Here is a 13602-nt window from a genome sequence, read left to right as displayed (position 1 = left end):
CAATAATGTAGCGCGCATATTAAAAACTTTCAAGATTAAAAAACAAGTTTTTTATATGTTTTTTCTTAATTACTGCCTCATTAATAGAAAATCCCTGATCTTTCTTATTATATGATTTGCAAAGATGCGATAAATTAACTTACCTATCAGTATTGTTATAAATGCAATAATAATGCTGTAGATTATATCACTTGGGTAATGCATAGCAAGACTTATGCGAGATAAAGACACGAGCATAATAACACAAATCATTAAGATTTTTAATGGTAATTTTATATAATTCCAAGCAAAATACGTTACTAACACGCTAAGAGCTGCGTGGCTGCTTGGAAAGCTTGAAAAGCATCTTTCGTTTACAGTATTTATTATGGTCATGAAACTATCTACAGGAAGACTGCAATAAGGGCGAGGGAAATTAACTGAAAATTTAAGAGCGGTAAAAATTAAACCGAATGCCCCGTATATTATACCGATTTCAAATAACTTATTATAATTGTGCCAGAATTTATTTTGTCGCTTCTTATCATTTTTGGTTTTCTTTAATTGAATATAAAAATATATACAGTATAAAATATATATTAAGGCGAAATTAGCGATATTAAAACAAAATGAAATTATTTTAAAAAAATAAGGTATAAAGCCGATATTAGTAATTTTATTCAAAAATAAGAATATTTCTTGATTTAAGCCGCAAAAATTATAAAAAACTTCAAACATTATTTTAAATATTTATGTTACAAGTAACAATACTTGGGTGTGGAGCATCTATAGGCGTACCGGTGATCGGGTGCGATTGTAGTACTTGCACATCTCCTTCAAAATACAATAAAAGGACTAGATCAACAATATATATTAACGATGAAAATAGTCAAATATTAGTTGATTTCGGTTTTGATATTAGAAATCAACTATTACGAGAAAAGCTAAATAAGCTCGATTGTGCTATATTAACACATTATCATTCCGATCACGTTAATGGCATCGATGATTTACGAGTATTTACTTTTATGCAAGGCAAGCCATTTGAAATTTATACAGATCACGATAGTACGGCAAAGCTCCATACAAAATTTGATTATCTATTTAACAATAAGTTATTTAAGCTTGGGCGACTATTCACAACTCAATCTGTTAGTTTTTTTGATAAAATTAAGATTAATACTATCGAAATACAATTTTTTAGACAGCATCACGGTCCTATAGATAGTTTGGGCTTACGTATAGGTGATTTTGTTTATTCGCCCGATGTAATCGATTTTCCTCCTGAATCAGATAAATTTTTAAAAGATATAAAAATATGGATATTAGATTGTATGGATTATAAATCAAATCCGAATCATGCAGGGCTTGATAAAGTTCTAGAATGGCGTGAAAAATATAAACCTGAGCAGATATTATTAACCAATATGAGACACACGATAGATTATCATGAGATTACGAAAATGCTTCCAAATAACGTTAAGCCGCTTTATGACGGTTATAAATTTACGGTCTAGTTATGATTATTTTAGAAAAAGTTTGTAAGCGTTATGGCAAGAATTATGCAATTAAGAATATTGATTTAAGTTTTACTACTAAGGAAACTACTGTAATAATCGGTCCTTCGGGAAGCGGTAAAACTACTCTGCTTAGAATTTTAAATAATTTAGAAGAACCAAGTAGCGGTACTTTTTTGGTAGACGGGAAGAAGCTATTGCTTAAAGATAGAAGAAAGCTTCGTTTAAAAGTTGGTATGGTTTTTCAAAATTTTAATCTATTCCCGCATTTAACGGTAGGAGAAAACCTAATCTATACGCCGGTAAATGTTTTAAATTTGCCAAAAGAACAAGCAATTTCTATGGCAAAAGAATTGCTTGCAAAATTTAAGCTAACGTACAAATTTGACTCGTATCCGGCCAGCCTATCAGGAGGGCAAAAGCAACGCACCGCAATAGCAAGAGCTTTAATGATGAAGCCGAAAATCTTGTTATTCGATGAACCGACTTCGGCACTCGATCCTGAAAATATTAAAGATGTTATAGAGAATATTAATTTATTAAAAGATCAAATGAGCATGGTAGTGGTCACGCACCATTTGAAGTTTGCAAAATTAATAGCGGATCGTGTTATTTTTATGGATCAAGGACTGATTTTAGCAAATCAGCTTGCCGAGGATTTTTTTAATAAACCGGCATCGCATCGAGCTAGGTTGTTTTTAGAGAATATCGGCGATTTAATGTGATTTTCTTGATATAAAGATAAATTTATAGCCTATAATTAGTATTTAATTTAGTATTAATTATATGTATCCTCAATGAACTTAAAATTGGCTACGTCATCTAAATAAGTTTGCAGGTAGCCACGTATTAAGGATACGCTTTGCTCCTAGTCTTGCAGACTCCTTGCTCTTTTCCAAGTTGATCTTCGTATAACTTTCTTCGTTTACTTGGAATCAATAATGGAACATATTTATGCAAATCTAGCAGTTAGTATATCAGAATTAAAAGAACTACTGTATTATTGGATAAGGCAAGTGGGAGCCTGTTGCCTTATTAAATCATAATAAACCGACTGCTTATCTAATTCTGGCTGAATTATATGAGCAAATTATTGAATCTTTAGATGACAAATATTTATTAGAGCTTGCTACTATTAGATTAAAAGATAAAGAAAAGGCAATAGTGGTTAAAAGTAGCTTTTGTCATTCCCGCGAAAGCGGGAATCTAGTAAAAAATGGTAAAAATACAAAAATTCGATAAAAATTTAGTATATAATTTATTTAGAAAGCTGGATTCCTGCTTTCGCAAGAATGACATAGAATCAATAAATAATATCGCCATATGAATAAAAGTTTATCCTATTTTTTAGTATAATGTTACTATTATCACATCGTACAGTTTTGGCACAGATACAAGTAGAATTACCGCAAAAACTAAAAAGCTTGAATTGCAAAAAGAAGAATTACAAGGAGGAGCAATTCAATTTTATACAAAGGTGAAGTTATTTATAAAACAACGTTTGGAAATCAGAAAGGTAATAGTTATTTAGCATCGGTTTCAAAAGCTGTTTCAGCAACTGCAATTGCATTAATGGTAGATCAAGAAAATTAAGATTTTGACGAAAAATTCATACCTAAAAAATGCTATTAGTCTTAATAATATTTTAAGCCATACAACAGGTTATCAATTCTCAGGAAATATTGAAATTGAGCAAGGAATGAATCGCTCAAAGCTTTTAACATTGCTAAAAAAACAACAAGCTAGTTGTAAACCCGGGCAATGCTATAAGTATAGTAACATAGTTTTTAGTTTACTTGAAGAAGCTTTAAATTGTAAAAAATCAAGTTTAAATGCTGCAGATAATTTGCGTACAACGCTTAAAACGCAAGATATGCAAATATTACCGCTAGGGCCGAATGTACAACTTGCTTATCCGCATTCTAAAGCAATAATAGACGGACAGGAGGTAATAACATTGCTGCCGTTCCCGCCTTATTACCCAAAGACGGTACCTGCATCTGCCGGTATTTTTGCATCGATAGATGGAATGATTGAAATATTCACACTTAGTTTTGGTTATAAACCGAATCTTATTGCTAAAAGTACTTTAGATCGTATGTATAAAAGAGTAAAATCAAACAAAGATGTTTTTGGATTTAAATGGCAACCGATTTGGCCTATTGATCAAAAAATGATTGAGTCATATTATGCTCTTGGATGGCGTATTCTTAAAGTAAAAGGACACTCAAATAAGGATTTAATTTTTCACTCAGGCTATAAATTAATTCTTTTATTGGCTTTATACCGTCAGAAGAACTTAGAATTATTATTCTAGTGAACCAAGAAGGTAGTTTTCCACTTAAAAATGGGCTGGGACTTTGGTTTGATTATATAGATTAAAATTGTATACTCAGATAGAACTTCGTATACCTATTCTTTATTTACTTGTAGTATATTATATGAATAAAAAACTTATAAAACTTATTTTTATCATTTGCAGCACCGTAATTGTAACCGGTTTATTATACAAATATATCAATCAACATTATCCAAAATTTTTTAAAGCACCACAAAATATAGGGAGTTTTTGTGCGTCATTATTAATATTATTTAGTATAATTTACAGTACTATTAGCCAAAATGAAATACGCAGATTTTGTTTGCAATTAGCAATGTGGGCAGTAATTTTCTTAGTTATAATAACTGGTTATGCTTTTAGGTTTGAGCTGAACTACGTTTATCATAGAGTAATGTCTGCTTTAATTCCATCATATAAATGGTCTACTGAAGTCGGAGAAATTATTATAGCCCGTAGCAGAGACGGGCATTTTTATATCAATGCTTTTGTAAATAACGTTAAAATAAAATTTATGGTAGATACAGGGGCAAGTGATATAGCTTTAACTAAAGAAGATGCTCAAAAATTAGGCTTTGACTTAACTAAATTAAAATATACTAGAACTTATTTAACAGCTAATGGCGAAAATAAAGCCGCCCCTATAACCTTAAATAGTGTAGTAATCGGTACGGAATTTAAGAACATCAAAGGACATGTAGGTCTTGGTGACCTTGATATTTCGCTTCTTGGTATGTCGCTACTTGAGCGTTTCAAAGGTTTCAGGGTTGATAAGGATTTATTGATCTTGAGTTATTAGACTTCCTGCATAACTTGCTTCTAAAGGCAATTTGTATGTCGATCATCATCCCTAATCTTCACGTATGTCTATATATATATGCTGCAGCGGCAAATGTTTCTGTGTATCCTTTAAATTCCTCTCTATACACTGCTTTGGAAAGATGTCTATTTTTTACAAATTTCCTTTTTATTAAGAAATAGTTAAATTATTAATTATTTTTTGACTTTTATATCCAAAAGTGCTAACATGCCTTTTTTAAATAAAAGGGGTTTTATGTATAAATCTAAATATGACGAAAACGATTTCAAAATCAATTTGTTTAATGCTATTTACAATGAAGACATTAAGAAGATCAAAGAACTTGTCAATAATAAGATGGCTGTTTCTAATGAGTTTGCAGCAGTACCACTAAATGAACACGATGATATACCTCTGCATATAGCTTCTATTCTAAGCAAAAAAATATAGTTTAAGTACTACTTAAGATAGAGAATAATCCTGATGACGTAAATTGTGAAGATGATTTTCATAAATTGGTAGAAGAATGTAGAAACGGAAAGTTTAGTAGAAATTTTCATTTGAAAAATTAATAGAATTTATAGCTTGGAAAGCATCAATAAAACTTTTGGATACTAATTATAATATTGATGTTGTTTACAAGATGCTCGTAATGTGAAAAGTTTTTTAGAAACCGGTAAAAAAGAGCTAACAGAAGAGCAAAAAGAAAAATTAGATAAACTAAACGATATGATTATCCCTTCTCTTAGGGATAAAACGCTATTGAAATATAAAGAAATATATAATGATGACAACAATGAAGAATATCAAATATTAAAAGAGAAACTTAAAGTTTTGCCTGAGATAGCACAAATAGAGCTTAACGAGATGTTGGGGATAGATACATCTTATTGTGATGATATTTTGTGAATAAATATGGATACCAAATCGTCATGAGCTAAGCGACTAAAGACGTTGTTGCGTGGAGCAGTTTTTCCATCATTGCGAGGAAATTTACAATAGTAAATTGACGAAGCAATCTTGGAAAGAATTCCTGAGATTGCCACGCTCACTAACGTTCGCGTGCAATAATGATTTGTATCCACTCAACACGGATCTTTGCGAGAATGACATAAGAGCCGTGTTAAAACGGCATTTTAAAGCCTGGTGGTAAGCTCATACCGTTTAAAGCTCCTGATAAAGAATTTTGAGAATCTTCATTACATTTTTGTTGAGCATCATTAAAGGCAACTTTAATTAAATCCTCAAGCATTTCTTTTTCTTCTGCTTTTAATAAAGATTCATCAATTGAAATTTTTTCAACTTCGCCTTTACCGGTTGCAATAACCTCAACAAGTCCGCCGCCGGCTTTACCGGTATATCTTGCATTTGCCATTTGCTCTTGAGCTTCTTGCATTTTTTTTTGCATTGATTGGGCTTGCTTTAAAAACTGATTAAAATTTACCATAATTCTATCCTATATATTTTTAGCTTTTAAGTAAAATATCCGAAATTGTTATATTTGGGAAATGTTTTTTAATTAAACCAAAATCGTTACTTGCTTCAATCTTACCAATTAACTGATTCTTTAAGGTTTGCTTGTTCTGCTCTTTTATTATTACTATCTCAAACTTTTCATTAGTAAAAGCAGCTAACAAATCTTCTATTTGTCTTTTTATTTTGCTTGTAACTTCAAGACTTACGAACTCTAATCTATTATTACTGAGATTTTTAAGTTCCGTATGATTGAGCAGGAAATAATATATATCTATCTCATTATTTTTATATAAATATTCAAGAAAATCTACAATTTCAAATTTTTTTTTTATCTCCGGATTAATTGATTGGTTTAAATTTTGATTATTACCGTCAAAATCTGTAAGCAAGGGTAGCGACGTCGAATATATAGATTTTATAACTAACATTTCCGTTTCTGTTAGTTGGTTATAGGAAATTTTTATTTCCCCTACTCCCTTATTATATATTTGCCATAAGATTGATAAGTGCGGCAAGCTGGTTTTATCTAATATACTTTTAGTTCTATCATTAAATGATTCATATATAGGCAAACTATAATTAGGTAACATTTTTACTTTATTAAGATAAGCAATAAAATCTGATGCCGATTCTATAAAAATCTCAAGATTAACCGAAGAACCGTAAAGTTTATTTATTAAATTTATAGCTTTTTCCGTCTCTCTATAGATAATACATTCGACAAATTCTATTATAACCGAACTATCGACAAGCCCAAGCATTTGATTAATTACTTGAGGACTAATTATATTGTCAGATTTCGCCGACATACTAGCTGCTTGATCTAAAATAGAGACTGCATCACGTGCCGACCCTTCCGATTTGTAAGCTATAATTCTTAGTGCTTCTATATCGGTTTTTAAATTTTCTTGCTTAGTTATATATTCAAGTAGCTTAAAAATCTCTTCAAAACTCAACCGCCTTAAATCATAACGTTGACATCTTGAGATAATAGTTGCAGGTATCTTTTGTACTTCCGTCGTTGCAAAGATAAATATTATATGAGGTGGCGGTTCTTCCAGTGTCTTAAGAAGTGCATTAAATGCCCCTTTAGAGAGCATATGTACCTCATCAATAATGAAGATTTTATGCTTACCTTGTAGGGGCTTATACTCGGCGGATTCTATAATTCTACGTATGTCATCTACGCTAGTTTTACTTGCCGCATCAATTTCGATTATATCAGGGTGATTATGATTATTAAAGCTGATGCAATTCGTACATTCCTCGCATGTTTTAATAGTCGTATTTTCGGTAATTAAAGCAGAACAGTTTACGGCTTTAGCAATAATTCGGGCGGAAGTAGTTTTACCGACTCCTCTAATACCTGTTAAAAGATAGCCTCCGGCAAGCCTATCGTTTAAAATAGTATAGCTTAAAACTTTGACTAATACCTCTTGCCCCTGAAGCTCGGCAAAGTTACTAGGACGATATTTCCTTGCAAAAGGAATATATTGATTTGATGAATTTATATCTAGCACGATAGTTATAAGACTTTTTATGTCATTTTAGCAGAAAACTAGCTTTATTGCATGGTTCTCTATGTCATTCCCGCGAGAAAGCGGGAATCTAGAGAAAATAACCTTAATATTGCTACAAAATACGTATTTTGTAAAATAAACATATAAAAGTTTTACTGAATTCCTGCTTTCGCGGGAATGACATAAAACGAGCCGTCTTGCTGTAGAAATGACATCAAAATTAGAATAATGCTAGTAATGACCCATCGAATCCTATTCTGGCTGCTTCCTTTCAGACCTGACCGACTAAACAGGTACAATGCCCACTACTAGCATAATTAACATAACCTGTTTATTTTCAAGAAACAATATATTTTTTTTCTATTTCCGATTTTGTTAATCTTTCAGGAGGACCGAATATTTCAGGGTTTTTTAATTTAAACAAATCATCGGAAAATTTTTGTACTTGAGCTATTTTATCAAAAGTAATAGTGACTATATTATTATCTTCAAATATTTTTAATGCTTCAATTTGTTGAGTAGCTTTATTAAAAGTAATTTCGCTACGTTTTTCCGTTAGAGTATGATAGATAGTAATTTTAGAAATATTTCTTTCGTTAATTACCGATTCAAAAACAAAATCCTTGTCAAAATGCTCATTATCTTCTAATAAAAAATTAAATGTATTTTCGCTTCTATTAATACGACTTACTTGCTCCATATCATAATCATACATCGATACGAAATTTTTAGTACCTATTATAACTAAAGGGAAAGGAGGATAATAATTACATCTAAAATTATAAGGTTTATGGATCAATAATTTTCCTTTAACTATTTTACCGTATGAATCTTCTTGAGTAAAATCTATCGCAACCGATTTTATCGTATGTAGATAAGTTTTTAGCTCCGAAATAGCTGTTTTATCATCTGCCCCAAATGCTAAGCTTAAATTCACAAAAAGATAAATAATGATTAGAAAAAATATTTTTTTCATTTTCGTTGTTTTATATTTTAAATTATGTTTAAAATACCTTATGTATTCAGTTAATGCAAAATATAATTAATATTTATGAAAATCGTTGCTTTAAAAGAAAAAGCCAAGCATGAAACACGAGCCGTTATAACGCCTGAAGTAGCAGGATTGCTAGTCAAAAAAGGCTATGCGGTTATGGTAGAAAAAGATATAGGGCTTCATGCCGGTTTTCTTGATGAAGAATATGTTGCTCTAGGTGCTAAAATATCTTCGGTACCACTCGAAATTATTTCTGATGCTGATATTATATTAAAGGTGCAACCTTCATCCGTTACGGATAAATATAGTGAGCTTGAATTTGCAAAAAAAGGAGCAATTATTGTAGGATTATTATCGCCTTATTTAAATCATGAATATATAAAAGTGGCAGCTAAAAAAAACCTTACGACTTTTGCTATGGAGTTTGTGCCGAGAATTACTAAAGCTCAAAATATGGACGCTTTATCTTCTCAAAGTAACTTAGTAGGCTATAGAGCGGTAATTGAAGCAAGTTATCATTACACAAGGGTTTTTCCTATGATGATGACGGCAGCAGGGACGATTTCACCGTGTAAAACTTTAGTGCTTGGTATCGGTGTTGCCGGTCTTCAAGCTATTGCAACGGCAAAAAGGCTTGGTAGCATTGTTGCAGGATATGATGTAAGAGCTGCTACCAAAGAGCAGGTAGAAAGCTTAGGAGCTAAGTTTGTTTCACCGGCATTACAGGAGGATTTACAAGATAAATCAGGTTATGCTCACGAGAGTTCGGAAGATTATAAAGCTAAACAAGAAGAGTTTTTAGCAAAAATTATTAAAGGATATGATATAATTATTACTACTGCACAAATTCCGGGAAAAAAAGCACCTCTGCTTGTTACGGAAAAAATGCTAGAATCTATGAAGCGTGGCTCAGTGATTGTTGATATAGCGACTAGTACAGGTGGGAACGTGAAAGGTTCAGAACCGGATAAGATTGTTACTAAGCACGGAGTTACCATAATAGGTTTATCAAACCTTGTTACTAAAGTTGCTACCGACAGCTCAAAATTATATGCTAAGAATTTGTATAATTTTCTAACCTATGCATTGCAAGACGGTAAGTTTAATATGGATGATGCATTAGTACGTGAGATGTTGATTACTAAAGACGGAAAAATTGTGAGTGAGAAATTAAATATATGAATCAATTACCGATAATGGCTAAACAGGCTGCTGAAATTGCCCATAATACCCAAGAATTATCAGATAAATTAAAAGATTTGGTAATAGATACTAGTTGGCAAACAAACACAAGTACTATAGATCCGCTAATATTTGCTATAACTATTTTTGTATTAGCTTCTTTTGTGGGCTATTATATTGTGTGGAAAGTAACGCCTACACTCCATACTCCGCTTATGTCTATTACTAACGCTATTTCAGGTATTATAGTTCTTAGTTCTATGATTGCTGCAAGTAGCTCTGCTTTTGGGTTTCCCGGTCTACTAGGGTATTTTGCAACGCTGCTTGCTTCTATAAATATCTTCGGCGGATTTATAGTAACAAAAAGAATGCTCGAGATGTTTAAGAAGAAGTAATTAATAATGTCATACCTGCGTTGTTGATACCCAAATCGTCATTGCAAAGAGTAGGGGTTGTTGCATGGATCGAAAAACCTATTCGATGTCGTTCCCGCGTAGGCGGGAATGACATAACAAGTCATACGGTTAACGTTTATAGTGACAAAAAAATCAAATTAAAGTTCTAGTTCTTTATATTCAACGGTAACTACTTCGTATGATTTAGATCCTTTCGGTGTTGTAACTTCTACAAAATCACCTACCGATTTTCTAATCAAAGCTTTTGCTATAGGAGAAGCGATTGAAACTCTTTTTCTAGTTATATCGGCTTCATATTCTCCTACAATAATATATGTTACTTCTTCTTCAGTATCGTTGTCGATCAAAGTAACCGTAGCCCCGAATTTTATGTTATCTCCCGATAATTTACCAATATCAATAATTTCCGCTCTTGCCGTCATATCTTCAAGCTCTTTAATACGCCCTTCTATAAATGCTTGTTTCTCACGTGCCGCTTCATATTCCGCATTCTCGGATAAATCGCCGTGTTCTCGTGCTTCGGCTATATCTTCACTAATTTTTTTACGTTCTACATGTTTTAAATGTTTAAGCTCGTGTTCTAATTTTTCAAAACCTTTAGCGGTGATAGGAAATTTTGTATTCATAATTATATTGTATAGATTTAGTAATTTTAGTATACTATTTTCAATAATATAGATTTCAGCAAGTATATTTGTAATAGTGAAATTTGTCAAATAAGCCTTTTTAATTATTTGGCATTGCCTAAATATCGTCATTGCAAGTGGTCCTTGTCTAAACGGATTCTGTTATGTCATTCCTGCGAAAGCAGGAATCCAGAAAAAACTAATAAAGACTGGATACCGCGATCAAGTCGTGGTATGACATTGAATACTGCTTGCAATGATGTTGGCATTATTCCTCATATAACAATAGCGACAAATTAGTAATCTTATGGAAATTAAAGATTTTGACTTTGAGAAAAAGCGTAAAATTTTCCACCTATCGGCTATAATATTTCCGCTGCTTTATTTATTTATTCCAAGAACCGCTATTATTACGTTATTATTATTTATAATAACGGCTATTACATTATATTTAGATATATCACGTCATAATAATGCAAAAATTAGCGAATTTGTAACTAGATTTTTTTCAACAGTTATAAGGCTTGAAGAAAATAACGGTTCTTTTGCTTTAAGCGGTGTTAGCTTTATGATGCTCGGTTTTTTCTTAACTGCTCTTCTTTTTCCTAAAAATTTAGTGATTTGTTCGTGGTTAATTTTAATTATTTCAGATTGTTTAGCGGCTCTTGTCGGCGTTAAAATAGGAAATAGCTTAGGTAACGGTAAATCTATAGCCGGTTCTATTACCTTTTTAGTTTCTGCAATTTTTATAAGTATATTAGTGTATTTCTATTTAGGATATAATACAAGTTTTATTATTATTATTATAAGCTGCATAGGGGCTACAGTAGCTGAATTTTATTCAAAAGATTTAAGAATTAACGATAATTTGTCTATACCGCTTTCTTATTGTATTTCTACAGCTATTCTTTCCTACATATTGTAATATAATGAGAGTTGCACCGGAATTTTATGAGTTCTTAAGAAACCGTATTAACATATCGGATGTAGTGCGGCAAAAAGTAGCTTTAACTAGAAAATCTGGTAACTATGTAGGTTTATGTCCCTTCCATCAAGAAAAGACCCCATCTTTTACGGTTAGTGATAGTAAGAGATTTTTCTATTGTTTTGGTTGTAAAGCAGCCGGTGACGTTATAAAATTTACTTCTAATATTAGCAGTTTATCTTATAATGAGTCTGCTATAAAGCTTGCAACCGATTACGGTATAGAGATACCGAAATTAACTGCGAAACAGAAAGAATTTTATGAAGAATCTGATGAAATTCTAAATATTTTAGAACTCGCCAATAAGTTTTTCAGGACACAATTAACACCTGAAATATTACATTATCTACACGAAAGGGGTATTACCGAAGAAACAGTAAAAGAGTTTTCAATAGGCTTTGCCCCGAAGAATAATAAATTTGAAAAATTTTTTCACAATAAAAATATAGATATTATAAAGCTTGGTAAAGCAGGGCTAATCGGCAAGCGAGAAAACGGTGAAATATATAATTTATTTTCTAACCGTATTACTATTCCAATTAGAAATATTTACAATAAAATTGTAGGCTTTGGTGGTAGAGTACTAGGGGAGGGGCTGCCTAAATACTTAAATTCACCTGAAACTACAGTATTTCAAAAAAGTGAAACTCTATACGGTGAGCATAAAGCGATAAGCAGTAGCTATAAAAAAAATCATTCGATTTTAGTAGAAGGTTATTTTGATGTTATAGCACTACATCAAGCAGGTTTTAGTGAAACGGTTGCGAGTCTCGGTACTAGCGTTACCAAGAATCACTTACATAAATTATGGCGTGCTGGCGATGAAATTATATTATGTCTTGACGGAGATAATGCAGGCATGAAAGCTAGCATAAGAACTATTAACTTAGCATTACCGCTTATTAATAGTGAAAAGAAAATTTCTTTTATTAAGTTACCAAGCGGACTTGATCCTGACGATGCAGTAAATAAAAACGGTGCTGATTTTTTTGCAAAGCTTATAGATAAAAGAATAAGCTTATCAGAAATGATTTGGCATATTGAGTATAGCGGCAAGAGTTTTAAAACTGCGGAAGCAAAAGCTAATTTAGAAAAAAATTTAAAAAATTATTGCAGTAAAATATCGGATAGTGCTTTAAAAGCAAGTTATTATAGGTTTTTTAAAGATCAAATATGGCAAAATTTAGTCACAACGCAGAAGAAAGCTACAACTAAAAACTCAAATTTGGCTCCTATAATTTTAAGTCACGGCTATTCGGAGCTTGAAATACTAGAACACGCTTTTTGTGCTTTGTTGGTTAAATTTCCTATAATTCTTGAAGAAAAAGATATTAGAGATTTCATCTTAAATTTAAATTTTAATAATAAATCGCTTGAAGAATTCCGTAATTGGTATTTAAACGAGATTATAGATAATAACGTAGAAGCAAGTGAAATTACTGCAATTGTGGAAAAAACTAGCTTTTTTGATATTTTTTTATTATTATCAAAAACGGATAATTTGTTTTTAGATATCTCATTTAATAAAAATAATATCAGACTGGATTTATTATGGCAGTGGCTACATAAGAAATATTATCTAATAAGTTTACAACAAGAATACGCTATTACCATAAACAGTAATGACAATCACGACTTTGAAAAAGTTTTACTATATAAAAAAGAAATTCTGAAGATTGCAAATGAACTTCAAGTTTTAAACGAATCTTTTATTAATCACACGATAACTTAATTATTTCAAACTTCTTTTAAAAGAAAAAAGCATATAGG

15 protein-coding genes, 1 other RNA gene and 1 pseudogene are annotated in these 13602 nt (G+C 31.4%); 11 read left to right on the top strand and 6 right to left on the bottom strand.

Annotated features, from left to right (window positions below):
• Positions 1-69: 69 nt before the first annotated feature.
• The gene (locus ACPKKV_RS01140) at positions 70-717 is read right to left on the bottom strand and encodes a phosphatase PAP2 family protein (RefSeq protein ID WP_392505769.1); all 648 of its coding nucleotides are present in this window, start codon (positions 715-717) and stop codon (positions 70-72) included.
• Between the two features lie 14 nt (positions 718-731).
• On the opposite strand from ACPKKV_RS01140, the gene ACPKKV_RS01135 reads away from it, so the two are divergent.
• The 7 genes and pseudogenes from ACPKKV_RS01135 (at position 732) to ACPKKV_RS01105 (ending at position 5542) form a co-directional block, all read left to right on the top strand.
• Entirely contained in the window at positions 732-1496 is a 765-nt protein-coding gene (locus ACPKKV_RS01135; protein WP_392505768.1) for an MBL fold metallo-hydrolase, read from the top strand.
• Positions 1497-1498: 2 nt separating this feature from the next.
• A complete protein-coding gene (locus ACPKKV_RS01130; RefSeq protein WP_392505767.1) occupies positions 1499-2221 on the top strand; it encodes an amino acid ABC transporter ATP-binding protein in 723 nt (240 codons plus the stop codon).
• Positions 2222-2437: 216 nt separating this feature from the next.
• Positions 2438-2738 (top strand): annotated as a pseudogene (locus tag ACPKKV_RS01125) (antitoxin).
• Between the two features lie 355 nt (positions 2739-3093).
• Entirely contained in the window at positions 3094-3813 is a 720-nt protein-coding gene (locus tag ACPKKV_RS01120; RefSeq protein WP_392505765.1) for a serine hydrolase, read from the top strand.
• A gap of 124 nt (positions 3814-3937) precedes the next feature.
• The gene (locus ACPKKV_RS01115; RefSeq protein WP_392505764.1) at positions 3938-4633 is read left to right on the top strand and encodes an aspartic protease APRc; all 696 of its coding nucleotides are present in this window, start codon (positions 3938-3940) and stop codon (positions 4631-4633) included.
• Between the two features lie 201 nt (positions 4634-4834).
• Entirely contained in the window at positions 4835-5083 is a 249-nt protein-coding gene (locus ACPKKV_RS01110; RefSeq protein WP_424492222.1) for a hypothetical protein, read from the top strand.
• Positions 5084-5287: 204 nt separating this feature from the next.
• On the top strand, positions 5288-5542 hold the full coding sequence (locus ACPKKV_RS01105; protein ID WP_392506954.1) for a hypothetical protein: 255 nt from the start codon (positions 5288-5290) through the stop codon (positions 5540-5542).
• A 214-nt stretch (positions 5543-5756) separates the two neighbouring features.
• Here the strand turns inward: ACPKKV_RS01105 and ACPKKV_RS01100 are convergent, their stop codons facing one another.
• The 4 genes from ACPKKV_RS01100 to ACPKKV_RS01085 all read right to left on the bottom strand — a co-directional run bounded on the left by ACPKKV_RS01100 (position 5757) and on the right by ACPKKV_RS01085 (position 8605).
• Positions 5757-6080, bottom strand: coding sequence for a YbaB/EbfC family nucleoid-associated protein (locus tag ACPKKV_RS01100; protein WP_392505762.1), 324 nt, complete (start codon positions 6078-6080; stop codon positions 5757-5759).
• Between the two features lie 19 nt (positions 6081-6099).
• A complete protein-coding gene (gene dnaX, locus ACPKKV_RS01095; RefSeq protein ID WP_392505761.1) occupies positions 6100-7629 on the bottom strand; it encodes a DNA polymerase III subunit gamma/tau in 1530 nt (509 codons plus the stop codon).
• Positions 7630-7852: 223 nt separating this feature from the next.
• An RNA gene (gene ffs / locus ACPKKV_RS01090) (signal recognition particle sRNA small type) lies at positions 7853-7946 on the bottom strand.
• A gap of 20 nt (positions 7947-7966) precedes the next feature.
• A complete protein-coding gene (locus tag ACPKKV_RS01085) occupies positions 7967-8605 on the bottom strand; it encodes an outer-membrane lipoprotein carrier protein LolA (RefSeq protein WP_392505760.1) in 639 nt (212 codons plus the stop codon).
• Between the two features lie 75 nt (positions 8606-8680).
• Between ACPKKV_RS01085 and ACPKKV_RS01080 the strand changes: the two genes are divergently transcribed.
• Positions 8681-9805, top strand: a complete 1125-nt coding sequence (locus tag ACPKKV_RS01080; RefSeq protein ID WP_392505759.1) for an NAD(P) transhydrogenase subunit alpha — start codon at positions 8681-8683, stop codon at positions 9803-9805.
• Positions 9802-10200, top strand: coding sequence for an NAD(P) transhydrogenase subunit alpha part 2 (locus ACPKKV_RS01075; protein ID WP_392505758.1), 399 nt, complete (start codon positions 9802-9804; stop codon positions 10198-10200). The genes ACPKKV_RS01080 and ACPKKV_RS01075 overlap by 4 nt, the downstream gene beginning before the upstream one ends.
• Positions 10201-10358: 158 nt before the next feature.
• Here the strand turns inward: ACPKKV_RS01075 and greA are convergent, their stop codons facing one another.
• On the bottom strand, positions 10359-10847 hold the full coding sequence (gene greA, locus ACPKKV_RS01070) for a transcription elongation factor GreA (RefSeq protein ID WP_392506907.1): 489 nt from the start codon (positions 10845-10847) through the stop codon (positions 10359-10361).
• A 307-nt stretch (positions 10848-11154) separates the two neighbouring features.
• On the opposite strand from greA, the gene ACPKKV_RS01065 reads away from it, so the two are divergent.
• On the top strand, positions 11155-11772 hold the full coding sequence (locus tag ACPKKV_RS01065) for a diacylglycerol/polyprenol kinase family protein (RefSeq protein WP_392505757.1): 618 nt from the start codon (positions 11155-11157) through the stop codon (positions 11770-11772).
• A gap of 4 nt (positions 11773-11776) precedes the next feature.
• Positions 11777-13564, top strand: a complete 1788-nt coding sequence (dnaG, locus tag ACPKKV_RS01060) for a DNA primase (protein WP_392505755.1) — start codon at positions 11777-11779, stop codon at positions 13562-13564.
• The last annotated feature ends 38 nt before the right edge of the window (positions 13565-13602 follow it).

Origin of the sequence: Rickettsia finnyi (assembly GCF_049668125.1) — a bacterium.
Lineage (GTDB): Bacteria > Pseudomonadota > Alphaproteobacteria > Rickettsiales > Rickettsiaceae > Rickettsia > Rickettsia kotlanii.
This window is presented reverse-complemented; position numbering and strand designations above follow the sequence as displayed.

Bases quoted from the DNA above. Each gene is read 5' to 3' on its own strand.
- ACPKKV_RS01115 (WP_392505764.1), top strand. From the start codon at position 3,938: ATGAATAAAAAACTTATAAAACTTATTTTTATCATTTGCAGCACCGTA.
- greA (WP_392506907.1), bottom strand. From the start codon at position 10,847: ATGAATACAAAATTTCCTATCACCGCTAAAGGTTTTGAAAAATTAGAA.
- ACPKKV_RS01075 (WP_392505758.1), top strand. From the start codon at position 9,802: ATGAATCAATTACCGATAATGGCTAAACAGGCTGCTGAAATTGCCCAT.
- ACPKKV_RS01100 (WP_392505762.1), bottom strand. From the start codon at position 6,080: ATGGTAAATTTTAATCAGTTTTTAAAGCAAGCCCAATCAATGCAAAAA.
- ACPKKV_RS01140 (WP_392505769.1), bottom strand. From the start codon at position 717: ATGTTTGAAGTTTTTTATAATTTTTGCGGCTTAAATCAAGAAATATTC.
- ACPKKV_RS01065 (WP_392505757.1), top strand. From the start codon at position 11,155: ATGGAAATTAAAGATTTTGACTTTGAGAAAAAGCGTAAAATTTTCCAC.
- ACPKKV_RS01080 (WP_392505759.1), top strand. From the start codon at position 8,681: ATGAAAATCGTTGCTTTAAAAGAAAAAGCCAAGCATGAAACACGAGCC.
- ACPKKV_RS01130 (WP_392505767.1), top strand. From the start codon at position 1,499: ATGATTATTTTAGAAAAAGTTTGTAAGCGTTATGGCAAGAATTATGCA.
- dnaG (WP_392505755.1), top strand. From the start codon at position 11,777: ATGAGAGTTGCACCGGAATTTTATGAGTTCTTAAGAAACCGTATTAAC.
- ACPKKV_RS01085 (WP_392505760.1), bottom strand. From the start codon at position 8,605: ATGAAAAAAATATTTTTTCTAATCATTATTTATCTTTTTGTGAATTTA.
- ACPKKV_RS01135 (WP_392505768.1), top strand. From the start codon at position 732: ATGTTACAAGTAACAATACTTGGGTGTGGAGCATCTATAGGCGTACCG.